General features: G+C 38.2%; 15 protein-coding genes. 10 read left to right on the top strand and 5 right to left on the bottom strand.

Annotated elements, in window-relative coordinates:
- Positions 1-580: 580 nt before the first annotated feature.
- From ZPR_RS22325 to ZPR_RS22280, 10 genes are all read left to right on the top strand, one after another.
- On the top strand, positions 581-826 hold the full coding sequence (locus ZPR_RS22325) for a transposase (RefSeq protein WP_148211781.1): 246 nt from the start codon (positions 581-583) through the stop codon (positions 824-826).
- 11 nt (positions 827-837) lie between these two features.
- A complete protein-coding gene (locus tag ZPR_RS22320; RefSeq protein WP_013073789.1) occupies positions 838-1,707 on the top strand; it encodes an IS3 family transposase in 870 nt (289 codons plus the stop codon).
- 604 nt (positions 1,708-2,311) lie between these two features.
- Positions 2,312-5,410: a SusC/RagA family TonB-linked outer membrane protein gene (locus ZPR_RS22315; protein ID WP_013074067.1), complete on the top strand. Its 3,099-nt coding sequence runs from the start codon at positions 2,312-2,314 to the stop codon at positions 5,408-5,410.
- A gap of 11 nt (positions 5,411-5,421) precedes the next feature.
- Complete coding sequence (locus ZPR_RS22310; RefSeq protein ID WP_041579392.1) at positions 5,422-7,047, top strand: SusD/RagB family nutrient-binding outer membrane lipoprotein; 1,626 nt, start codon at positions 5,422-5,424, stop codon at positions 7,045-7,047.
- A 9-nt stretch (positions 7,048-7,056) separates the two neighbouring features.
- Positions 7,057-7,848 carry a DUF4397 domain-containing protein gene (locus tag ZPR_RS22305; RefSeq protein WP_013074065.1) on the top strand — a complete coding sequence of 264 codons (792 nt, stop codon included), beginning with the start codon at positions 7,057-7,059 and terminating at the stop codon, positions 7,846-7,848.
- An 88-nt stretch (positions 7,849-7,936) separates the two neighbouring features.
- Positions 7,937-9,598, top strand: coding sequence for a glycoside hydrolase family 10-like protein (locus ZPR_RS22300; RefSeq protein ID WP_013074064.1), 1,662 nt, complete (start codon positions 7,937-7,939; stop codon positions 9,596-9,598).
- A gap of 9 nt (positions 9,599-9,607) precedes the next feature.
- Positions 9,608-10,627 carry a dipeptide epimerase gene (locus tag ZPR_RS22295; RefSeq protein ID WP_013074063.1) on the top strand — a complete coding sequence of 340 codons (1,020 nt, stop codon included), beginning with the start codon at positions 9,608-9,610 and terminating at the stop codon, positions 10,625-10,627.
- A 17-nt stretch (positions 10,628-10,644) separates the two neighbouring features.
- The gene (locus ZPR_RS22290) at positions 10,645-11,853 is read left to right on the top strand and encodes an SH3 domain-containing C40 family peptidase (RefSeq protein WP_013074062.1); all 1,209 of its coding nucleotides are present in this window, start codon (positions 10,645-10,647) and stop codon (positions 11,851-11,853) included.
- 301 nt (positions 11,854-12,154) lie between these two features.
- A complete protein-coding gene (gene ggt / locus ZPR_RS22285; protein ID WP_013074061.1) occupies positions 12,155-13,867 on the top strand; it encodes a gamma-glutamyltransferase in 1,713 nt (570 codons plus the stop codon).
- A 135-nt stretch (positions 13,868-14,002) separates the two neighbouring features.
- Positions 14,003-16,861: a TonB-dependent receptor gene (locus tag ZPR_RS22280; RefSeq protein ID WP_013074060.1), complete on the top strand. Its 2,859-nt coding sequence runs from the start codon at positions 14,003-14,005 to the stop codon at positions 16,859-16,861.
- 181 nt (positions 16,862-17,042) lie between these two features.
- On the opposite strand, the gene ZPR_RS22275 is transcribed toward ZPR_RS22280, so the two are convergent.
- The 5 genes from ZPR_RS22275 to ZPR_RS22255 all read right to left on the bottom strand — a co-directional run bounded on the left by ZPR_RS22275 (position 17,043) and on the right by ZPR_RS22255 (position 24,710).
- The gene (locus tag ZPR_RS22275) at positions 17,043-17,912 is read right to left on the bottom strand and encodes an IS3 family transposase (protein ID WP_013073789.1); all 870 of its coding nucleotides are present in this window, start codon (positions 17,910-17,912) and stop codon (positions 17,043-17,045) included.
- 11 nt (positions 17,913-17,923) lie between these two features.
- Positions 17,924-18,280 (bottom strand): transposase, encoded by a 357-nt coding sequence (locus tag ZPR_RS22270; protein ID WP_013074059.1) that lies wholly within the window; start codon positions 18,278-18,280, stop codon positions 17,924-17,926.
- A gap of 2,222 nt (positions 18,281-20,502) precedes the next feature.
- The gene (locus ZPR_RS22265; RefSeq protein WP_013074058.1) at positions 20,503-21,462 is read right to left on the bottom strand and encodes an N-acetylmuramoyl-L-alanine amidase; all 960 of its coding nucleotides are present in this window, start codon (positions 21,460-21,462) and stop codon (positions 20,503-20,505) included.
- Between the two features lie 45 nt (positions 21,463-21,507).
- On the bottom strand, positions 21,508-23,427 hold the full coding sequence (gene nagB, locus ZPR_RS22260) for a glucosamine-6-phosphate deaminase (protein WP_013074057.1): 1,920 nt from the start codon (positions 23,425-23,427) through the stop codon (positions 21,508-21,510).
- Positions 23,428-23,438: 11 nt separating this feature from the next.
- On the bottom strand, positions 23,439-24,710 hold the full coding sequence (locus ZPR_RS22255; protein ID WP_013074056.1) for an ROK family transcriptional regulator: 1,272 nt from the start codon (positions 24,708-24,710) through the stop codon (positions 23,439-23,441).
- Positions 24,711-24,713: the final 3 nt, after the last annotated feature.

The following is a 24,713-nucleotide window of genomic DNA, read 5'->3' as shown; positions in this document are numbered from 1 at the left end:
AGTGAGAATCTAGAATCTGGAAAATAGACAAGAGAATCAGGAATCAGGAAACAAGATTAAAATTTTGAATGTTAAATGTTAAATTTGGAATGACTTTTCACCGTACAACAACTTTTGAACTTTCTAACTTAAATTGTTGATTGAGATTTCTCGACTTCATTTCATTGCGCTCGAAATGACAAAATCTGAGTAATTGATAATTTGTATCCTAAATTTAGATGCTCCGCTATTAGAATAGAGAAAATAGACCGAAAGAAGCAAGAGTTGAGAATCAGGAACCAAGACAAAAATTTTGAATTTTGAATGCTGAATTTTGAATTGACTTCTGAAATCTGATTGCGCTATACTGTAAACAGTAAACTTTCTAAATATAGACCTCTTGGCTGTTAGAATCTAGAATCTACAAGACGCAGGATAAAACTTGACTAAGACTGAAATAAGTTGCCCTTTTTCTTAAACTTTTAAACAATGGAAAAAGGTAAACAACGCCGGGTTTTTAGTGTTGAGCTAAAACTTGATTTAGTGAAAAAAATCGAACATTGGTGACCTCCGAGTTTTGGATGTCACCAATGTGTACGGAGTGAGTCGTACCGCCGTTTACAAATGGCTCAGAAAATATTCCGATCTTTACCGCAGCGAAACCAGGGTTATAGTGGAACAAAAAAGTATGAGCAAAAAGAACAAAGAACTGCAAGATCAGATCAAGAAACTTGAGCAAGCCCTTGGTCAGAAACAGATGCGAATTGATTACCTGGAGAAGGTCGTTGAATTTGCTTCGGAACGTTCTGGGGAGGATATCGAAAAAAAGAACAAACGGCTGTCCTAGAATATTTCCGAATGAACAAGTCAAGTTTTAATGGTTCCATGACAGCATTATATAACATGCTAGGGATAACCAAGCAGGCTCACTATAAGCGGGTTAAACAACAGGCTCACTTGTCAGGGATTGCTCAGGAAGTAATTGCATCTGCTCAAGAAATCCGTAAGAAACATAGGAATATGGGGTGTCGCAAGCTTTATGATCAGATCAAGCCCGAGAGGATAGGCAGGGATAGGTTTGAAGCAATCCTTCTCGCCAATGGATTTAGGGTAGCACGTATAAAAAGCCATCACCGTACGACCTATGCAGGTAAGCGGTGGTATCCAAACCTGATAAGTGGCACTACAATAAAGAAAGAAAACAGGCTCTTGGTGAGTGACATAACTTATATATCGGTTTATATAGGATGCCATTACTATCTTACCCTGGTGCTAGATGTTTATAGCCGAATGATTACAGGATGGAGCTTATCGGCCAACATGACCACAGAGGACACCGTTGTTCCAGCCTTTAAGATGGCTGTAGCAGGTCTAGACAATCAAGAACGCAAAAAACTTATTTTTCATTCAGACAGGGGCAGCCAGTATGGTTCAGACAAAATGGAACAACTCCATAAGCACTATTCAACCACCCCTAGCATGGGAGGGAAAGCCTGGGAGAATGCCCATGCAGAGTCTATAAATGGGATACTTAAGAATGAGTATATCAATTTCGAAAATATGAATATATCACTTAAACAAGCTCAAAAGTTGGTAGAAGAGGCCATTTATTTATATAATTTTGAGCGGCCACATGGTTCACTGAAAAATAGGAAACCACAAGAATTTTTAAACTTTGTTCAGCGCTTAGCTACTGAACAAAGACCAGTATTTAAAATAAATTATTAACTTGAAAAAAGGCAACCTTATTCAGGCAAGGTCAACTTTTCAACCTTAAACCTTAAACCTTAAACATTGCATTCTAAAGGTTGTCATTTCGACTGAAGCGAAGCGAAATGGAGAAATCTTTTTTTAGTGAGAATCTGGAATCAGGATTAAAATTTTGAATTTTGAATGCTGAATTCGGAATGACTTTTCACCGTACAACAACTTTTAAACTTTCTAACTTAAATTGTTGATTGAGATTTCTCGACTTCATTTCATTGCGCTCGAAATGACAAAATCTTCGGAAATGATAATTTGTATCCTAAATTTAGATGCTTCGCTATTAAAATAGAGAAATAATCATCTAATAACATCATCCTTTTTTATAAACATATTTAGGATCATCATGAATTTCGAACTTAAGGATATATTGAAAAATTACGTTAAAAACTTTTATTTATTTCTGATCTTATTGATGTGAAACACAATCATTTTGCAATAAAAAGTCGCAATTATAGATAAACTACAGGTTTAATCTTTTAAATTGTTGAATTTATTGCAATTAAATATTGCATTTAAGATATTTAAACGATAAGTTTGTTAGATAACCAATTATTAACTTAATTTTATGAAAGAACAACTATGTAGACCATTCTTCTTTATGCTTTTGCTGATTTCAGCTACCGGTTGGGCTCAAGAGATTGGAATATCAGGAAAAGTAATGGATGAGGATAAAATTCCGCTTCCAGGGGTTACGGTACGTGTAAAAGATTCGTCTTTGGGTGCTGTAACCGATTTTGATGGAAACTTTACGCTATTTATTCCAGATAGTGATGTTGTATTGGTATTTTCTTCAGTCGGTTTTAAAAAACAAGAACTTAGAGTTGGGGATAAAAGGGAATTTCTTGTCACGATGGCTGTAGACAGGGAAAGTTTGGATGAGGTGGTCGTAACTGCCCTTGGAATCAAACAGGAGAAAAAAGCACTGGGTTATGCAGTAACCGAAGTTAAAGGTGAAACAGTTGCGCAAACACAACGAGAGAATTTTATTAATGCACTGGCAGGTAGGGTTCCCGGGGTAGAAATTAATTCAACTTCAGGGCTACCGGGAGCTTCAACATCTATGGTTATAAGGGGGATAAGCTCATTAAGCGGCAGTAACCAACCCTTATTTGTGGTAGATGGTTTACCAATTAGTAACGCTACAACCTCTACAGGCGTATTTGCTTCGTCATTAAATAGCGGAACTGCTTTGAACAATCGCGGGGTCGATTTTACCAACAGGGGAGCAGATATTAATCCTGAGGATATTGAGAATATTACTATCCTTAAAGGGCCTGAGGCTTCGGCTTTATACGGAATAGAAGCTGCTTCTGGAGCTGTTGTGATCACTACAAAAAGAGGAAAAGCCGGGGTTAGTAAACTAGATTATAGTAATAGTTTTAGATTAGACCGAATCGTTAAATATCCGGAAATTCAGCAAAAATATGGTAGAGGAGCCAATGGGTTTACCAGTGATGCTGATGAAAGTTTATATTATTTTGGCGCTGAATATCCAGAGGGAACCCGGTTTTACGATAACATAGGGAACTTTTTTCAGGATGCCTTCACTCAAAAACATAATATATCCCTTTCTGGAGGATCTGAACAAACACAGTATAGAGTTTCTGCTTCAAATACCAATGCTCAGGGTTTTGTACCAAATACAAGTTTAGACAAGCTAAATTTATCCTCAGCAGTAACAGCTAACTTTTTAGATTTTCTAACCGCAGATGTAACTTTTGATTACACAAGATCTGATAATGAACAGGCTTTTAGAGGTAGTGGAGGGCCCTTGTTACATTTATTATTATGGCCTTCTACAGATGATGCCAGTGTATATTTAACAGAGGGAGGTGATCGTCGTAATTATGCGGAATATGCAGATGCTGTAGAAAATGCTTTTTTTAATGTAAATAGTAATCAATTTAATTCTTTAGTAGATCGATATAAATTAAATACTCGAGTAACAGCAGAACCTACAGATTGGCTTCGAATGGTAGGACAGGTGGGAGTGGATTATTTTACCCAGAAAAATACTATCGTAAGACATCCGGAATCAAATACGGGGATAAATTATGGTGGCTTGTTTGATCAGGCACTTATTACGACCAGAAATTTAACGTATCAATATTATGCACAATTTCATACTCAAACAATTTTCGATAAAGATATAAGCATAGATTTTAAATTAGGAAGTGCGGTATACGATTATAATACTTTTAGTGCTGCGGCCAGTGGCCAGGATTTTCAGGCGCCAGATCTTTGGTCTATCAACAATACAGATCTCGAAACCCATAGAGCATTTAATAATTTAACCGAAAGAAGATTAGTAGGCGCTTTTGGTAGCTTGAATATTGGCTATAACGACCTGCTATTTTTAACATTAACCGGAAGAAATGACTGGAGTTCTACATTGCCCGTACAAAATAACTCTTTCTTCTATCCATCTGCAGGTTTAAGTTTCATTTTCTCAGAATTAGGGATGTTTAAAGACAGCGATGTTTTAACCTATGGGAAGTTAAGAGGATCTATCGCTCAGGTAGGTAAAGATGCGCGTCCATATAGTATAAGACCTTATTACGAACCGGCACAAACAACCGGTGGAGGTTTTAAATACGGGTTTACCGGCCCAAGTTTAAATTTAATGCCAGAGATGACCACATCTTATGAATTCGGAACCGAACTTAAATTTTTTAATAATAGATTAAGTCTAGATGCAACGTATTTCAATAAGAAGTCTGAAGACCAGATTGTACAAAATCTGAGATTGAGTTATGCTACCGGTTTTGTGTTAATGACCTTTAATGCAGGAGAGATAAAAAATGAAGGTATAGAACTTCAATTAAACGGAACACCTGTTCTTAATAAAGATTTTTCCTGGGATATAAGGGCAAACTTTACCAAAAACTGGAGTGAGTTAGTAAGTCTTCCGGCAGATGTAGAAGAATTTTATAATTCAGATACCTGGCTTTATGGAAATGTTAGGGTTGGATCCAGGGTAGGCGGACCTTTAACTACCTTCACAGGATATGATTATCAAAGAAATGAAGCGGGTGAAGTTTTGGTAAACCCATCTTCAGGATTACCAATTTTAAATACTGAAGAATGGGTAGTCGTAGGAGATCGCAATCCGGATTTTAGAATAGGCCTTTCTAATACGTTTAGATACAAGCAATTTGCATTAGATTTCTTATTGGATTTTCGAGTTGGCGGAGACGTATACAATGCAACGGAATATTATTTAACCACAAGAGGATTAAGTAAAAGAACATTGAATAGAGAAACACCAAGAATTGTAGACGGCGTTTTAAAGGACGGACTCGAAAATACTTCAAACCCTACTCAAAATAATATACCAATAGACCTTTCCAGAAATTCCAGCTATTGGTCTGCAATTTATCCTTATCAAAGTTTTATAGAAAAAGATATCAATTGGATGAGGTTACGGGATGTCACTTTCTCCTATAATTTCCCTTCCAAATTGTTGAAAAAAACCAATGTTCTTAAAAATGCAAGTGTGTTCTTAACCGGTACAGATTTATTCTTGGTAACTAATTATTCTGGTTTGGATCCGGTAGGAAACGGAAACTCTGCTGCAGTTGGAGGAGCTGGAGGTGTAGGTCTTGATTATGGTAACTTTCCTTTACCAAGAGGTTACAATATTGGTATAAGAGCAGGATTTTAAAATAAAAAAAGATGAAAAATAGAATATATATAGCATTACTTTTATTAATGGGTACATGCAGCATTAGTTGCGAGGATTATCTGGATGTAAACACCAATCCCAATGGTCCAGATGCGCTTTTACAACCAGAACTTTTTCTTCCTCAAATAGAATCAGAGCTTGCAGTAGCTATACAATGGGATGGAAGATTTACAGGCTTTTACACCCAAAACTGGGCGTATACCTCTGGGAATGCATATTCGTTAAACTTACATTCTAATCCGTTATCAGATTCTTATGCACAACTGTGGAGAGCCGTATACTGGAGTATGGGGTACAACCTTTCAGACATGATTAGAAGTGGAGAACTTAATGAGAAATATGGATTTGTAGGAGTAGGATATATCTTAAGAGCTTTTGGCTGGCAAATGCTTACAGATTATCACGGTCCTGTAATTGTTACTCAGGCATTCGATCCAGATAGAAGAACTTTTGATTATGATGAGCAATCTGTAGCCTACGAAGAAATTCAGCGATTACTTTTACTAGGCATAGAAAGTTTGGATAGAACAGATGGTTTAAGTCCGGAAGATTCTGGATTAACAGAAGCAGATTTAATTTATCAGGGAGATAAAGAAAGATGGAAAAAACTGGCCTATGGACTTTTAGCGATCAATGCGCATCGATTAACCAATAAAAGCAGTTATGATCCTCAGCAGGTTATTGAGTATGTAGATCAGGCACTTGTGGGTAATCAGGATAATGCTTTAATCAGATTCCAGGGAACCGTTAGCGCGAACACGAATTTCTTTGGGCCGCTAAGAGGTAATATTGGTTATTACAGGCAAACAAAATTTATTTTAGGATTACTTAACGGGAGCAATCCTGCATTTCAGGATCCCGACTTATTAGGACAGGATCCGGTCTTTACTGCGGAAGAACAATATTTAAATGATCCCAGAATTACATCAATGCTAGCTACCTCGCCCGATGGATTATATCGTGGAATTTCACCAGAGGTTGGTATTAACGAATGGACAACTGCTGAAGCTGCTATGGTACCTAAAAACTTTTGGAATGAAGTAGGCTATAGAGGCAGTAATCCTTCACCGCAAATTTATTTCTTTAATAATGATGCCCAATTTCCACTAATGACCTTTTCTCAATTACAATTTATAAAATCTGAAGCAGCTTACCTGGCTGGCGATATGGCAATAGCATTAGAAGCCTATAAAGAGGGCGTAAATGCACATTTAGATTTTGCCAGACCCTACTCGCCAGACCAGGAAATTTACGATCAAAGAAGAGCATTAATGGAAAGTAGTGATGTTGTTTTTCCCGAAACCTCTGCTGGATTAACACTTTCAAAAATTATGCTTCAAAAATATATCGCGACCTGGGGATGGGGGTTCTTCGAAACCTGGTCTGATATGAGAAGATATCACTACGATTTAGGTGTAGAAGATGAAAGCGAAGCCGTTTATCAGGGGTTTACGCTGCCAGATCCTTTGTTTGAAGCTAATAACGGGAATCCTGCTTATAGAGCAAGACCAAGATACAATTCAGAATATATGTGGAATCAGGAGGCACTGGAAAAATTAAATGCTTTTGAAGAAGATTACCATACTTACGAAACCTGGTTTAGTATCAACGAATAAAAAAAGATTATGAGAAAAATATCAGCAAATTGTTTAATCATAGCATTTTTAGCTTTACTCGTTCTGGGATGCGAAAAAAATGCCATTCCCGAGGTTACAGAACCCGTAGCTGAGGATATGAGTTACGTGAAATTCTTTTTTCATGCAGAAGACGCACCAAATGCAGGATTCTTTTTTAATGATGAGAAAGTAACTGCGGAAAATAGTTCTGGTGAAGACCAGGAACAGGCTTTAGACTATACTTCAGTTTATCCGAGTAATGCTTATGCTGTTATTCCTTCCGGCAGTGGGGAATTGGAGGTAAGAACTTTAGAGGCACAAAACCTGGCCTCAACAAGTATTACTACAGAAGCACAAAATCATTATTCGGCGTACCTGGTAGGAACTTCAGAGAATTATGAAATCGCCTTTATTAAGGACAATTTACCAGAACCTAATCACGATTTAATTTACTGGAGATTTGTGAATACCATGGCAAATATTCCATTTAGTGTAGATGTTTATGCCATTAGAGCAGCAGTACCAGCAACTGAAAATTCGCCTGCAGAGGATGCCCGCGTTATTTCTTTAGGACAGGGAATACCTTATAAAAGTTCTGGAGAATATACAGAGTTAGCACCGGGCAGTTACACCTTTAAAGTATTTCCTTCAGGAACAGATTACGATCCTCAGGAATCAGAGTCGTTTTTAGAGCATGGATTAACTTTAGCAAGTTTAGGAAGAGTTTATACCACGCAGATAAGAGGGACGTATACTGAAGATCCAGGTTCAAGTCATATTGACTACTGGAGGGATAGATAATTTCAGTTTAGTTTGCTCAAGAAAGAGAATAGATTCATTTCTATATCTCTTTCTTTTGTTTAATATTGTGCGATGCCTATTTAATTTTATGAAAACTACGATTTCCTACTCAGCAGCAGTATTAGTATTATTTTCCCTGCTTTTTTCCTCCTGTAAAACGAAGCAAACAGTACAATCTTCAACGCCAAAAAATCAGCCAGAAGTTGTAGAGAACCCAATGCCTGTAGAAGAAAAGGAAGAACAGCCTGATACCACAAAACCTGCTGAGGTCACAAAAGAAGAATTACCAGAAGAAGTTACGGTAAAAGAAGAAATTATAAAAAGCGAACCTCCACTAGATGTGGCTGAATTCAGGGCGGCGTGGATTGCCACAGTAGCCAATATCAACTGGCCGTCACGCTCTGGCTTGCCAACCGCACAGCAACAGGGCGAAGCGATAAAATTACTGGATTTTTTAGCGAATCATAATTATAATGCAGTGATCTTTCAGGTACGTCCACAAGCCGATGCCTTATACCAAAGTGATATCGAATCCTGGTCGTATTTTTTAACCGGGCAGCAGGGAAAAGCACCTCAACCTTTTTACGATCCGCTTACTTTTTGGATTAACGAAGCCCATAAACGCGGGATGGAACTTCATGTTTGGTTAAATCCGTACCGGGCCTATCATACCACCGGGGGAGAAATCAGCGCAGCTTCCGTTGTAAAAACCAATCCAGAGATGGTCGTGAAACTACAAAACGGAATGTACTGGATGGATCCTGCTCGTAAGGATGTTCAGGATCGTACCACTGCAGTGGTAGAAGACCTGGTAAAGCGATACGATGTAGATGGTATTCATTTTGACGATTATTTTTATCCATACGATAGCTATAACGGCGGCAAAGATTTCCCAGACGATCAAACATGGAATACCTATAAAAATACCGGCGGAAAATTAAGTAGGGGAGACTGGCGTCGTAAAAATGTTGATGATTTTATTGCACGTGTAGGCAAAGTGGTCAAAAAAGAGAAGAATTTTGTGAAATTCGGAATTAGCCCGTTTGGGATCTGGCGTCCCGGGTATCCACAATCCATTGCCGGTTATGACCAGTATGAAAAACTATATGCCGATGCTAAAAAATGGATTAATGAAGGCTGGGTAGATTATCTCACTCCGCAGTTATACTGGAAAACAGATCAGATTGCGCAGAGTTTCCCGGTGCTATTACACTGGTGGGAAAGCGAAAATACCAAAGATAGACATATCTGGCCGGGGATAAACGCCGGGCTTATCGAAGAAGAAGGTTATGAGAACGAATTGTTTAATCAGCTAATGATTACCCGGGGAATGCTGGCAGATGATCCTGGCGCCGTACTCTGGAATCTTAAAGCCCTGATGAACGATAAAGAAACTGAAAAAGCTTTAGCCGAAAGTTATTTTAGAAAACCGGCATTGGTACCGCCAAGTCCGTGGATGGATAATAAAGCACCAAAATCACCAGAAGTTTTTACTCAGCTTGATGGAAATACACTAAGAATTTCCTGGGAGCATCCCGATCAAAATGATGTTTTTAGATGGGTATTGTATTTTCAGTATGAAGGCAGTAAATGGGATTTTAAAATCCTAAATAAAGCGCAGTTTTCAGAACTTAAAACCACGCTTTCCTACCTGGTAGGAGAAAAGAAAATAAAATTGTCTAAAATAGGCATGACGGCGGTAGACCGTACCGGAAATCAAAGTGATTTTAAAGAAATTATTTTAGAATAAGCTTAAAAAATGAAGATCGAATATCACCAATATCAACTGCAGTTAAAAGACACCTTTAGGATTAGTCATGCTTCGCGTGATGTGCAGCCAAGTTTGGTAGTTTCAGTATCGCACGATGGGGTTACCGGTTTTGGGGAAGCGGCCGCAACTTCGTATTACGGAGTTACGGTAGAAAGTATGATGAAGGCTTTACAAAAAGTGGAGCAAATTGTCGAAAATCATATTGAAGAACCTCCGGAAATCATATGGGAAAAAATTTATCCTGAATTAAAAACCGAAACTTTCGCGTTATGTGCCTTAGATATGGCGTTGCATGACCTTTATGGAAAGCGAAAGCAACAACCGCTTTATAAGTTGTGGAATTTAGATCCTGCCAAGGTACCGCAAACAAGTTATACGATTGGAATTGCTTCAACCGAAGAGATGATTCGTAAGATTAAAGATTTTCCGTGGCCATTATACAAGATCAAGTTAGGAACCGATCATGATATCGAAATTATAAAAGAGCTTCGAAAGCATACCAATTCGGTTTTTAGGATCGATGCCAATGTAGCCTGGGCAGCCTATCAGGCGATTGAAAACAGCCATGTTTTAAAAGAATTAAATGTGGAGTTTTTAGAGCAGCCTTTAGCGGTAGATGATCTTGAAGGACAGAAGTTGCTCTATCAAAATTCTGCCTTACCGGTAATTGCCGACGAAAGCTGTATTGTAGAAAGTGATGTTGAAAAGTGTGCCGAATATTTCCATGGTGTAAATATTAAACTTACAAAATGTGGCGGAATTACACCTGCCTTACGAATGATTGCAAAAGCAAAAGCCCTGGGATTAAAAACCATGGTAGGCTGTATGACCGAATCGACCGTTGGGATTTCAGCCATTGCGCAACTCGCGCCCATGTTGGATTATGTAGATATGGATGGTGCTTTGCTTTTAAAAAATGATACCGCAACGGGTGTAAAAATTACTTCAGAAAAAGTCATTTATCCTTCAGAAAATGGCACTGGAGTAAAATTGTTTAAATTTGAATAGATTGAAAATCAGTAAAAATGAAGATAAAAAAATATAGTTTTTGGACATTGGTTTTAGCAGCAGTGCTAGCAAGTTGTAATGAGAAAACCGAAACTACTGTTGAAGAAAAAAACGAAGCGCAGGTAGTCATTGATAGTTTAAAAAATGTGTATGCTCCCGATGGAAGGGTAGCTTTATTCGATTTTGAAGCTAAAAAAGAAACCGACGGATTTAATATTGAAGGCGAAACCAACCTCCCTGAGGCCGCTAAAGATCTAGAAAATACACTAAACCAAAAAGGCATAAAATACACTGCAAATATTCAGACCTTACCCGATGCTGAAGGTTTAGAGAATCAAACGATGGGTGTGATTAAAATTTCGGTAGCGAATCTTCGCGAAGAACCACGCCATGCCGCGCAACTGGTAACGCAAACTACCTTGGGAATGCCGGTAAAAGTGTATAAAAAACAGGGAAGCTGGTACTATATTCAAACGCCAGACGGGTATTTGGCCTGGGTAGATTATGGTGGTATCCAGAATATGACCAAAGAACAGTTTGCTGACTGGAAATCGAAGGACAAGTTAATTTACCTGAATCCTTACGGAAAATCGCTAAAATCGGCTAAAAATAATGCTGAGGTGGTTTCAGACCTTGTGGCCGGAGATATTTTAGAACTGACAGCTGAACAAGGAAATTTCTACGAGATTGCTTATCCAGACGGTAGAAGCGCTTTTGTTCCAAAGACAGATGCAAAACCTTATAAAACCTGGTTAGCTGATTTAGATGTTGATGGTGAAGAACTGGTGATGACCGGCGAAAAATTAATGGGCCTTCCTTATTTATGGGGCGGTACCTCGCCAAAAGGAGTAGATTGTAGCGGTTTTACCAAAACGGTATATTTTTTAAATGGAATGGTGATTCCACGTGATGCTTCTCAACAAGTACATACCGGAGTTTTAGTAGATTCAACCAGGAATTTCGAAAATCTTGTTGCGGGTGATTTATTGTTTTTTGGAAGACCTGCCACAGATTCTACTAAAGAACGCGTGATTCACGTAGGGATGTGGATTGGTGATCATAAATTTATACATTCTATGGGCGATGTACATATCAGCACCATGGATACCACTGCCACAGATTTCGATGAATATAATTATAACCGATACCTGCGTACCAAAAGGATTCTAAACGAAAAAGATAAAGGATTACAATATTTAAAAGATGAGGATATTTTTACGGAGTAGCTTTTTTCAGCTAGGCAGTCTCAGGTTACAATTATCAATAATTAATTAGCAGTAAGCATAAAGCTTTCAGCACAAATTAATTCAAAATTCAGCATTCAAAATTCAACATTTTATCTTGTTTCCTGAGTCTCGGCTCTTGCTTCTTTTGCTCTATTTTCTAAAAACATATCCATCTAGATTCAGATTTCATCATGCTGTATCAATAGGCCTTATATCTTTTTCAATAATTTCTATTCTTTACATTTCCTAAATCATATTTTAATTTAGTTCTTTGTGATTCTAAATTAAGCATAGATCTAAAATGACTAAAATTTCGTTTTCTATTAACCTAGTAATTCTATCGGGTTTGTTGTTTGTTTCCTGTAAATCGAAATTACCAGAAACAACAGAAAAAAATAAAACCGGGGAAGTGGCTGAAAAAGCAATGCTTGTTTCTGCCAGAAGAGAAGCTTCCAAAATAGGCGTCGATATCATGAAAAAAGGCGGAAATGCCTTCGATGCTATGGTGGCTACCGAAATGGCCCTGGCGGTAAGTTATCCTTTTGCCGGTAATTTAGGAGGTGGGGGTTTTATGGTCTATCGTACTGCTGATGGCAACACAGGAAGTTTAGATTATCGCGAAAAAGCGCCTCTGGCTGCTTCAAAAAATATGTATCTGGACGAAAATGGCGAAGTTATCGAAGGTAAAAGTACCTTAGGGGCAATGGCATCGGGAGTACCGGGAACCATTGCCGGAATTTTTAAAGTACATGAAAAATTTGGCAGTTTACCCATTCAGGAAATAGTACAACCGGTTATCGAATTAGCCGAAAAAGGAGTGATTGTGACGCAAAAACAGCAGGAGCGATTACAAAAATATCGTGATGTTTTACTGCAAGTGAATCAGGATATGACTCTTTATACAAAAGCTTATAAAAAAGGGGATACCATTAAAAATATAGCCTTAGCGCATACCCTGAAGCGAATAGTTGCCAACGGACGAAGCGAATTTTATGCTGGTGAGACAGGAAAAAAAATGCTGGAATTCCTTAAACAGCGGGGCGGAATTCTCACTGAAGAAGATTTACTGAAATACGAGGCCAAATGGCGTGATCCTATTCGTATTCCCTATAAAGAATATCAAATAATTTCGATGCCGCCTCCCTCTAGTGGTGGAATCGTATTAGGACAAATTTTAAAAATGATCGAGCCTTATCCATTAGCCGGATATCAACCAAATTCGGCAAAATACATACAGGTATTAACCGAAGCAGAACGCCGGGCCTACGCCGACAGGAGTTTTTACCTTGGAGATTCCGATTTTTATGATGTACCGCAGGACAGTTTATTAGCCGATGCTTATTTAAGTGATAGAATGTCGGATTTCAGTTTTGAGCAGGCAACGCCGTCTTCAACAATAACACATGGTACCATTAGCGGTTATGAGAGTAATGAAACAACCCATTATTCGATTGTAGATGCGATGGGCAATGCTGTTTCTGTAACTACTACTTTAAACGGAGCCTATGGGTCAAAATTATATATTCCTGAATTAGGCTTTTTTATGAATAATGAAATGAATGATTTCAGCCTAAAACCAGGAGTCCCTAATATGTTTGGATTGGTAGGAGCTGAAGCTAATGCGATTGAACCGGAAAAACGAATGCTGAGTTCGATGACACCCACAATTATTGAAAAAAACGGGAAATTATGGATGGTAGTAGGATCTCCGGGAGGTTCTACCATTATTACTTCAGTGTTACAAACCTTTTTAAATGTTGCCGAGTTCGATTTATCGATGCAGGAGTCCGTTTCAGCTAAACGCTTTCACCATCAGTGGTTGCCAGACGAAATTATGATGGAGCCTGAAGGATTTGCAAAAGAGACCATACAAGAACTGCAGCAAAAAGGATATAAAATTAATCAAAAAGAATCTAGGATTATCGGTAAAGTAGATGCGATAAAAGTATTACCCAACGGTAATTTAGAAGGAGGGGCCGACCCTAGAGGTGATGATACCGCTATCGGTTTTTAATCCCTCATTGAGGGTTTAATTCCTCTAGGTTTCTGATTGATCTACTCGATAATCGAGATGCCTCGAAATAAAAATAATTTTCTAAACAAATGCCTTTGGGGTTGCCCTAAGGTAATTTACTAAACCAAAAACGCTATGAATAGAATTTTTACCCTGTTTTTCCTGCTAATAAGTTTAAGCTTAAGCGCACAACAGGAAAGTATTACCGGAAATGTCACCGATGAGAATGCACAAGCCTTACCAGGAGTGACCATCCAGCTTAAAGGAACACAAACCGGAACGGTTACCGATTTCGACGGAAATTTCAATATTAAAGCTGAATTAGGGCAAACACTTGTTTTTACCTTCGTAGGTTTCGAAAAAAAGGAGGTAGAAATTACCACCACCACTATCAACGTGCAGTTGGTAAGCGGTACAAACCTGGAAGAAGTGGTGCTGGTAGGTTCGAGGAATCGAAGTAGGACGGTGACCGAGTCTGCCGTACCCGTAGATGTTTTGGATGTAGAAGAGCTACAGGTCTCGGTACCCCAGGTAAATGTTAACCAGATTCTTAATTATGTAGCCCCCTCGTTTACCTCTACAACCCAATCTTTATCAGATGGAACAGACCATATCGATCCCGCTTCGTTGCGAGGCTTAGGGCCCGATCAGGTTTTGGTATTGATTAATGGGAAACGTCGCCATACCTCTTCCCTGATTAATGTAAACGGAACTTTTGGTAGAGGGAGTGTAGGTACCGATTTAAATGCAATACCTGCTGCGGCAATCAAGAGAATTGAAGTACTAAGAGATGGAGCCGCTGCCCAGTATGGATCTGATGCGATTGCCGGCGTAATAAATGTGGTTTTGAAAGATGAGGTGAATACGCTTAATATTAATGTAACCACCGGGGCTAATGTATCCAGAAATGCCAATGAGCAAACCGGCGGTATGGATGGTGAAAGTATCAATGTCGCCGCTAGTTATGGTATTCCGTTAGGAGATAAAGGTGGTTTTATAAACTTTTCAGGAGATTTTGATTACCGTGATGCTTATAACCGCATGAAAGCCTGGGAAGGAAGTATATTTAATGCTTATAATGCGGTAGAGTGGCAGGCCTATCAGGATAATGCAGATCTTAGCAGTTTATCCAATCAGCAAATTCAGAATTATGCACAAGAGGTGGATTATTTTTCTGCTGATTTTAAAAATGAAATAGCTCAGGCGAACGATCGGGCTACCTTACAAAACCTGTTAGGGAGAAATGTAACTGAAGAGGAATTGGCTGCAAGAGGTTTAAACCGATCTGATTTTAATATGAGAGTAGGGCAGTCTGCTTTACGTGGCGGTCGTTTATTCGCTAATTTTGCCCTACCGTTAGATGATAATGGAACCGAGCTTTATGCGTTTAGTGGGCTAAGCTCCAGAAAAGGAAATGCGGCAGGATTTTATAGATTACCCAATCAAAGCCGTACCTATACCCCATATTATATCAACGGGTTTTTACCAGAAATAAACTCTAAAATCAGTGACAAATCTTTTGCTGCCGGAATACGTGGTAAAGTAGGCGATTGGGATGTCGATTTTAGTAATACCTGGGGAGAAAATGAGTTTATGTATTTTATAGACAATACCTCTAATGCTTCTTTAGAAGGTACCAGTCCTACCAGTTTTGATGCCGGCGGATTTTCTTTTTCTCAAAATACGACCAATCTTGATGTTTCGCAGTTTTTTCCACAATTGTTCGAAGGCTTTAATGTTGCTTTTGGCGGTGAGTATCGCCTGGAAAATTATAATATCATTGCCGGGGAAGAAAAATCTTATGCGCAATATACTGCGGACGGCACTGTTATCACCAATGCCAGCCAGCAACCTACTACAGATTTCTTCGGAAATGCCAGAGCAGGAGGAGCACAGGTTTTTCCCGGTTTTAGTCCTGATAATGCTATCTCCAGACAGCGAAATAGTGTAGCGGCCTATGCCGATTTTGAAGCCGATGTAACTAAAGACTTGCTACTCACCTTTGCCGGAAGATTCGAAAACTATTCAGATTTTGGATCTACCTTAAATTTTAAAGTAGCTTCCCGATATAAACTTACTGATAATATAAATTTAAGAGCAGCGGTGAATACAGGCTTTAGAGCACCTTCGCTACACCAGATTTATTATAATTCTACTTCTACGGTTTTTAATGATGAAGGAAATCCGGTACAGGTAGGAACTTTTTCTAATGATAGTAGGGCGGCGAAATTGCTGGGCATTCCAGATTTAAAAGAAGAAACCTCGAAAAGTGCCAGTTTAGGAATAACCGCTAAAATCCCGGATGCCAATTTAACCATTACCGCCGATGCTTATTTTGTAGCGATTGATGATCGTGTAGTATATACAGGACGTTTTAGTGATGATGATCCGGATTCGGAAATTAGTCAGATTCTTAGAAGTGCGAATGCTGAAGCAGCAGCCTTTTTTGCGAATGCCATAGATACCGAATCCAAAGGTTTAGATATTGTTCTTACACAAAACACCTATTTCGATAATGGCTGGAAGTTGAAAAATGATCTTGCAGGAACTTTTACCAGGACACAACGGGTAGGCGATATTCATGCGTCACCTTTATTACAAAATAAATTGGATACCTATTTTTCTGAAGATAATCGTATTTATTTAGAAGAAGCGGTACCCAGAACGAAGATTAATTTAACCAATGTTCTTACTGTAGAAGACTTTAATTTCTTCCTTCGGAATGTGTATTTTGGTGAGGTAACACAACCTTCCAATACATTGGCGAATCAAGAGGTATATTCAGGAAAAGTAGTAACCGATCTTTCGGTAGGCTATAACTTTTCAGAATCGATTAATTTAACCTTGGGGGCTAACAATTTATTCGATTTATATCCCGATAGAAATAGAATAGAGGATAACCGAAGTAGCGGAAGATTCGACTGGCCCAGAAACGCCCAGTTTGGTATAGGCGGTCGTTATTTGTTTGCAAGGTTGAATTTAAAATTACAATAGAACAAAGCGTTAAGGCTTAAGAAGTTCAGCTTTCTTCTAATAACGTAATTATATATGTTCTCCAGGAAGCTATAAAACAAACCTCACAGTCCCGATAGTTTAAGGGATTGTGAGGTTTTTAGTTTACAATATACGTTGGATGCACAGTGACCTTGCCTGAATAAGGTTGCCTTTTTTCAAGTTAATAATTTATTTTAAATACTGGTCTTTGTTCAGTAGCTAAGCGCTGAACAAAGTTTAAAAATTCTTGTGGTTTCCTATTTTTCAGTGAACCATGTGGCCGCTCAAAATTATATAAATAAATGGCCTCTTCTACCAACTTTTGAGCTTGTTTAAGTGATATATTCATATTTTCGAAATTGATATACTCATTCTTAAGTATCCCATTTATAGACTCTGCATGGGCATTCTCCCAGGCTTTCCCTCCCATGCTAGGGGTGGTTGAATAGTGCTTATGGAGTTGTTCCATTTTGTCTGAACCATACTGGCTGCCCCTGTCTGAATGAAAAATAAGTTTTTTGCGTTCTTGATTGTCTAGACCTGCTACAGCCATCTTAAAGGCTGGAACAACGGTGTCCTCTGTGGTCATGTTGGCCGATAAGCTCCATCCTGTAATCATTCGGCTATAAACATCTAGCACCAGGGTAAGATAGTAATGGCATCCTATATAAACCGATATATAAGTTATGTCACTCACCAAGAGCCTGTTTTCTTTCTTTATTGTAGTGCCACTTATCAGGTTTGGATACCACCGCTTACCTGCATAGGTCGTACGGTGATGGCTTTTTATACGTGCTACCCTAAATCCATTGGCGAGAAGGATTGCTTCAAACCTATCCCTGCCTATCCTCTCGGGCTTGATCTGATCATAAAGCTTGCGACACCCCATATTCCTATGTTTCTTACGGATTTCTTGAGCAGATGCAATTACTTCCTGAGCAATCCCTGACAAGTGAGCCTGTTGTTTAACCCGCTTATAGTGAGCCTGCTTGGTTATCCCTAGCATGTTATATAATGCTGTCATGGAACCATTAAAACTTGACTTGTTCATTCGGAAATATTCTAGGACAGCCGTTTGTTCTTTTTTTCGATATCCTCCCCAGAACGTTCCGAAGCAAATTCAACGACCTTCTCCAGGTAATCAATTCGCATCTGTTTCTGACCAAGGGCTTGCTCAAGTTTCTTGATCTGATCTTGCAGTTCTTTGTTCTTTTTGCTCATACTTTTTTGTTCCACTATAACCCTGGTTTCGCTGCGGTAAAGATCGGAATATTTTCTGAGCCATTTGTAAACGGCGGTACGACTCACTCCGTAAACATTGGTGACATCCAAAACCCGGAGGTCACCCTGTTCGATTTTTTTCACTAAATCAAGTTTTAGCTCAACACTAAAAACCCGGCGTTGTTTACCTTTTTCCATTGTTTAAAAGTTTAAGAAAAAGGGCAACTTATTTCAGTCTTAGTCACAGTGAATAGTGAACAGAAAAAACCGGCAGTCAAAATAATTCAACATTCAAAATTTTTGTCTTGTCTCTGATTTTTCTACTTTCTAACTTTGGTACTTTCAACTTCAGTATTGAATTTAGGTCACTGAGTGATTTCGAAGAAATCGTATCGAAGTGCCCGGGAGGACAATAGCGTTTAAAGTTTAAAAGTTTAAGGTTGAAAAGTTGTTGTATCAAGAAGTCTGTTTTCAATATATAGTTTACAGCAAAAATTAGGATAAAAATTATCATTTCCTAAGATTTTGTCATTTCGAGCGAAATGTAATGAAGTCGAGAAATCTCAATCAACAATTTAAGTTAGAAAGTTTAAAAGTTGTTCTATATAGAAGTCTCTTTTAAGTAAAAAGTTTGAAAGTTCAAAAGTTGTTGTACGGTGAAAAATCATTCAAAATTCAACATTCAACATTCAAAATTTTAATCCTGATTCTTGATTCTCCTGTCTATTTTCTATTCTCTAGATTCTAGATTCTAGATTCTAAAAAAAAGATTTCTCCATTTCGCTACGCTTCAGTCGAAATGACCACCTTTAGAATGCAATGTTTAAGGTTTAAAGTTCAAGGTTCAAAAGTTATTGTATCGAGAAGTATGTTTTCAGTATACAGTTTACATTGTAAAGCTATTCAAAACTCAGCATTCGAAATTCAAAATTTTTGTCTTGGTTCCTGACTCTTGGTTCTTGCTTCTTTTGGTCTATTTTCCCTATTCTAATAGCGAAGCATCTAAATTTAGGATACAAATTATCATTTCCTAAGATTTTGTCATTTCGAGCGCAATGAAATGAAGTCGAGAAATCTCAATCAACTAGATTTCTCCATTTCGCTACGCTTCAGTCGAAATGACCACCTTTAGAATGCAATGTCTAAGGTTGAAAAGTTGTTTTATCGAGAAGTCTGTTTTCAATATACAGTTTACATTGTACAGCCATTGAAAATTCAATATTTTTGTGTTGGTTCCTGATTCTAGATTCTCACTATTCACTTCCAAATTCTATTGATGTTTTTTCTTTTTTCCATTGACGAAAAAAGAAACAAAAAAGTCTAGGCTTACGAACCTTGCTCTAAATTGTACATTCGGAAGCTAAATTTTAGGAACTCGCTTCGCTCAAACAGCCTAAAATTTTAACGCTTCTCTCATTTTTAATTTCACGAGCAATCTTCGATAGGCCATTACTAATTCAAAATTCAACATTTTAATCCTGAATCTTGCTTCTTTTGGTCTATTTTCTCTATTCTAATAGCGAAGCATCTAAATTTAGGATACAAATTATCATTTCCTAAGATTTTGTCATTTCGAGCGCAATGAAATGAAGTCGAGAAATCTCACTCAACTAGATTTCTCCATTTCGCTTCGCTTCAGTCGAAATGACAACCTTTAGAATGCAATGTTTAAGGTTCAAGGTTCCAAAGTTGTTGTATCGAGAAGTCTGTTTTCAATATACAGTTTACATTGTACAGCCATTGAAAATTCAACATTTTAACCCTGACTCCTGGTTCTTGCGTATTGCTTCTTTTGATCTATTTTCCCTATTCTAATAGCGAAGCATCTAAATTTAGGATATAAATTATCATTTTCTAAGATTTTGTCATTTCGAGCGCAATGAAATGAAGCCGAGAAATCTCAATCAACAATTTAAGTTAGAAAGTTCAAAAGTTGTTGTACGTTGAAAAGTCATTCCAAATTCAACATTTAACATTCAAAATTTTAATCTTGTTTCCTGATTCCAGATTCTCTTGTCTATTTTCCAGATTCCAGACTCTCACTAAAAAAAGATTTCTCCATTTCGCTTCGCTTCAGTCGAAATGACAACCTTCAGAATGCAATGTTTAAGGTTTAAAGTTCAAGGTTCAAAAGTTATTGTATCGAGAAGTCTGTTTTCAGTATACAGTTTACATTGTACAGCCATTCAAAACTCAGCATTCAAAATTCAAATTTTTTATCTTGTTTCCTGAGTCTGGGGTCTATTCTCTCTTTTCTAGGTTCTAACTAAAAAGATCTCTCCACAAGGTCGAGATGACACCTTTTGCATTCAAAATTCAAAATTTTTGTCTTGGTTCCTGAGTCTCGGGTCTTGCTTCTTTTGGTCTATTTTCTAGATTCTAACAGCGCTGTGGTCTTCATTCAGAAAGTTTACAGTTTTCTAACTTCGTGCTTCCAAAAGCGATTTTTGATATAAATCATAAAGAATTTTTATTCCTTCAGCGTTTAAAATTCCGTTTACATGGTCTTTTTCCTGAAGAAAATGGATCTGAAAGCTTTTAATCGCGGCATCAAGATCATCAATGTTATAACCTATAATTCTTAAGGCTTCCGCGATGGTAAAGTCAGATGGGATCACATCTGGAAATAGATATCGATCCAGTAACGGGATACGTTGTTTAAAAGCAGGATTGATATTATCGATTTTCAGATGATTCTCTGTAAAAAATTGGTGCTCAAACTGGATATTTTCGATACGCTCGGCATCATACCATATTCCGTAGCCTTCTTCAGCGAGGCGTTTCCAGGGAAAATCGGCGCTTGGATCAGTTTTTCTGCCGGGAGCGATATCAAGATGCCCTACGAAATTTGCCGCAGGTATTTTATAGTCTTCTTTGAGTTGTTTTAATACATCCAGTAAACTTGAAATTTGAGCCTCAGAAAAGGCTTCTTTTCCGTTATTATCGAGTTCGATTCCTATAGAAGCCGAATTAAGATCGGTAGTATGTCCCCACTGCCCAACACCACCATGCCAGGCACGATAATAATTGTTAAGCATATGAAAAACCGCTCCGTCATCACCAATCACGTAGTGTGAGCTCACCTGGGTTCTGGGAATAGTAAATGTATTTAAGGTTTGAATTGTAGAATCCTGTGCGGTATGATGGATTACTACAAAATTGGGTCGTCTAAGGTTGAAATTAGTAGTTCCCACAGCATACTCACCGTAATTGAGTGCGGAATCATTAGGGTTTTCCTCTAGTGGGAATCTACTAAGTTCTTTAGCATAGGCTTTCGCCTTTTTCTTATATATTTTATTGGTAGTACGGTAAGGGTTTGAAGAACATGAGATCAACAAACCCAAACCTCCTAAAATCAAAATTTTTCTAAAATATGTCATTGTCGCATTTTATTCCTAAAATAAGGAATCCTGGTGAAAGGCGTACTAAAATTTCCAGCGAACAAAAGCCTCAATAGCTTCGTAATTGGCAAGTCCCAGGTTATGGTAAGCCATTGCGGTTTCGCTGTTTCTTTCTTCGGCACGTACCCAGAATTCGCGTTCATCGTCACCGGGGAATACCGGAGTATCTTTTTGCGACTGGTGCTTAAAGATCGCTTCGCGTTTTCTAGCTACTTCTTGTGGAGAAAGCGGTACGGCCATTTCGATATCGTGGATATCAAATTCCTGCCATGCACCTCTATACATCCATAACCAGCAGTTTTTGGTCCATTCTTCTGTTTCACGAAGACGATTCATAGCCTCTAAAATAATGTTGAAACAAACGATATGGGTACCATGAGGATCGGCAAAATCACCAGCTGCAAAGATTTGATGAGGTTTTACTTTTTGAAGTAGCTCCATCGTAATCTTAACGTCTTCTTCAGTTACCGGGCTTTTTACTTTTTTACCTGTTTCGTAAAACGGTAAGGCCATAAAATGAATGTTTTCATCTACAAGACCGGCATATCGCGCACCGGCAATAGCTTCGGTTTTACGTATAAAACCTTTAACATCCATGATTTCACGAAGATCGATATCATTAGGACGTTTTTCGGTAATAAACGTATTTATATTCTCGTAAATTTCTTCAAGTTTGGCGGTGTCTTCCCCAATACTTTTATTAAAATCGATGGCAAATTCTACATAACGTAAAACATCGGTATCCCAAACTGCAGTGTTTCCAGAGGTTTGGTAAGCCACATGAACATCATGTCCCTGATCTACCAGTCTAATAAACGTACCTCCCATAGAAATTACATCGTCGTCAGGATGCGGACTAAAAATAATCGATCGCTTTTTAGCGGGTTCGGCACGTTCCGGGCGTTGGGTATCATCAGCATTAGGTTTACCACCAGGCCAACCGGTGATGGTATGTTGTAACTGGTTAAATACGTCGATATTGATGTTATAAGCCGGTCCTTTTTCGGTGGCCAGTTGTGCCATACCGTGACTGTTGTAATCTTCGTCGGTTAACTTCAGGATCGGTTTTTCCACCTCGTTAGATAACCATATTACTGCTTTTTTAATTTGCTCTTTATCCCAGCTACAGTCTTTTACTAACCATGGGGTATCGAATCTTGTTAATTCTGAGGCAGCATCTTTATCCAAGATAAACTCAACATGCTCATTTAACTGCAGGTAGGTGGCGGGTACACTGCCAGAAATTTCACCTTCAACCGCTTTTTTAATGATGGGTGCTTTTTTCTTGCTCCATGCCATTAAAATAATTTCACGCGCTTTAAAGATGGTGCCAATTCCCATCGTGATGGCTTTGGTAGGTACATTTTCTTTACCCCCAAAATCACGGGAGGCATCACGCCTGGTAAGATCATCCAGTGTAACTAAACGAGTACCACTGTTTGGTGCAGATCCCGGTTCGTTAAAACCAATATGCCCTGTTCTACCAATACCAAGGATTTGTAAGTCTAAACCACCAACTTCGGTAATTTTTCTTTCATAAGCCAGGCAAAATTCAGCAATAGCATCTTTTTCTAGCGTACCATCCGGGATGTTGATATTTTCTCTTGGGATATCCACATGATTAAACAGATTTTCGTCCATGAACTTTACATAGCTCTGGTTTTCATCCGGCTGCATGGGATAATATTCGTCCAGATTAAAGGTAATAACGTTTTTAAAGCTAAGCCCTTCTTCTTTATGAAGTCGGATAAGCTCTTCATAAACTTTTACAGGAGTCGCTCCGGTTGCTAGACCTAAAACAGCTTTTTTTCCTTTTTCCTGCTTTTTTTTAATAATCTTAGCAATACGTTTTGCAACTTTTACAGAAGCGGCTTGCTCGTCCTTATATACTTTTACAGGGAGCTTCTCAAAACGTGTTTCTTCTAAGAGATTTAATCTGGCCATGAGTATTTATTTTAACTTAAATGTGATTTTATCATTGTAATCTGATTCCTGAAAATACTATCCATAACCGCAATGGTACCACCATACAGGCTGGAATTATTTCCAAGATTCGATAATTCTATATTCGTTTTTTCCTTCAGCTGCATCATGCAATAAATGTTCATGGATTGCTGAATAGGAGTGGTAATAAATTGTTTGGCTTTTGCAATTTTTCCTTCAAGAACGATAAGTTCCGGGTTAAAGATTTGTATTAAAATAGCAATACCTTTTCCCAGGCTTATGCCTATTTCAGAAAGCGAGTTTATCGCAAATTGATCACCTTTATTAGCGGCTTCTACAATAGTATCTGGTTCGAGTTTTTCGAGTGCTTCATCCGAGAGCGTATTTAATACGGAAGTTTGTCCCTGCTCCAGGCCTTCTTTTACTTTTCTAACCAGCGCCAGACCAGAGGCTTCGGTTTCCAGGCATCCTCTTTTTCCGCAATGACAAAGCGTACCATCTTCTACCATTGGAATATGGCCAAATTCACCGGCAAATCCGGAAACACCGGTTTGTATCTTTCCGCCCATAATAATACCCAAACCAACACCCCAATCCATCGAGATAACCAGTACATTTTCTTTTTCTTTGGCGAGTCCAAAATGAAATTCAGCTAAAGAAGCACTTTTGGCATCGTTTAAAATAGCAACAGGCTTCTTAAAGCGATCTTCAAATTTATCTCTAAGTGAAGCGGGATCCTGCTCGGTAAGGTAGTAGGTAAAGTTTTTTCCTTCTTCAGAAGATACCAGGCCTGGCATACTAATACCTACGCCCATTATCTTTTTATGATCGATTTCCGAGGCTTTTAAAAAGGCTTCAGCAAAATCATATAAGAGATCTACAATATTAGAATTTGGGGAAATTTGCGTTTCAAGCACCTCTTCTTTTACAATACTATGATTGTTGTCTATAAGGGCCAGTTTAATCTTAAAGCGCTCTATATGGATACTTAACACGAAAAAAGAATGCTCTTTTAATCCATAAAGATCGGGTTTACGACCACCTTCAGATTTTCCGCGTCCTTTTTTAATTACGATCCCATCATCCAGCAACTGATTGATAAGCGCCATAGAGGTTGGAAGGCTAATGCCAAATTTTGAACAGATTTCAGCATTAGAGGTATCACCATTTAGAAACATATGTTTTATGATTCTTGTTTTTTGATGAACCTTTTTACGTTCAACATTGCTCATTTCTTCTAACTGAGCATCTTCTATTAGAAAATCCTGTAAATTTAGACTCATATA

Origin of the sequence: Zunongwangia profunda SM-A87 (assembly GCF_000023465.1) — a bacterium.
Lineage (GTDB): Bacteria > Bacteroidota > Bacteroidia > Flavobacteriales > Flavobacteriaceae > Zunongwangia > Zunongwangia profunda.
Note: the sequence above shows the minus strand (reverse complement) of the source record. Positions and strands in the feature narration are given on the sequence as shown.

What these genes read in the sequence shown, in the direction of transcription:
- ZPR_RS22300 (WP_013074064.1), top strand. Translation starts at nt 7,937, where the DNA reads ATGAAAACTACGATTTCCTACTCAGCAGCAGTATTAGTATTATTTTCC.
- nagB (WP_013074057.1), bottom strand. Translation starts at nt 23,427, where the DNA reads ATGGCCAGATTAAATCTCTTAGAAGAAACACGTTTTGAGAAGCTCCCT.
- ZPR_RS22265 (WP_013074058.1), bottom strand. Translation starts at nt 21,462, where the DNA reads ATGACATATTTTAGAAAAATTTTGATTTTAGGAGGTTTGGGTTTGTTG.
- ZPR_RS22295 (WP_013074063.1), top strand. Translation starts at nt 9,608, where the DNA reads ATGAAGATCGAATATCACCAATATCAACTGCAGTTAAAAGACACCTTT.
- ZPR_RS22290 (WP_013074062.1), top strand. Translation starts at nt 10,645, where the DNA reads ATGAAGATAAAAAAATATAGTTTTTGGACATTGGTTTTAGCAGCAGTG.
- ZPR_RS22305 (WP_013074065.1), top strand. Translation starts at nt 7,057, where the DNA reads ATGAGAAAAATATCAGCAAATTGTTTAATCATAGCATTTTTAGCTTTA.
- ZPR_RS22255 (WP_013074056.1), bottom strand. Translation starts at nt 24,710, where the DNA reads ATGAGTCTAAATTTACAGGATTTTCTAATAGAAGATGCTCAGTTAGAA.
- ggt (WP_013074061.1), top strand. Translation starts at nt 12,155, where the DNA reads ATGACTAAAATTTCGTTTTCTATTAACCTAGTAATTCTATCGGGTTTG.
- ZPR_RS22320 (WP_013073789.1), top strand. Translation starts at nt 838, where the DNA reads ATGAACAAGTCAAGTTTTAATGGTTCCATGACAGCATTATATAACATG.
- ZPR_RS22275 (WP_013073789.1), bottom strand. Translation starts at nt 17,912, where the DNA reads ATGAACAAGTCAAGTTTTAATGGTTCCATGACAGCATTATATAACATG.
- ZPR_RS22315 (WP_013074067.1), top strand. Translation starts at nt 2,312, where the DNA reads ATGAAAGAACAACTATGTAGACCATTCTTCTTTATGCTTTTGCTGATT.
- ZPR_RS22310 (WP_041579392.1), top strand. Translation starts at nt 5,422, where the DNA reads ATGAAAAATAGAATATATATAGCATTACTTTTATTAATGGGTACATGC.
- ZPR_RS22280 (WP_013074060.1), top strand. Translation starts at nt 14,003, where the DNA reads ATGAATAGAATTTTTACCCTGTTTTTCCTGCTAATAAGTTTAAGCTTA.
- ZPR_RS22270 (WP_013074059.1), bottom strand. Translation starts at nt 18,280, where the DNA reads ATGGAAAAAGGTAAACAACGCCGGGTTTTTAGTGTTGAGCTAAAACTT.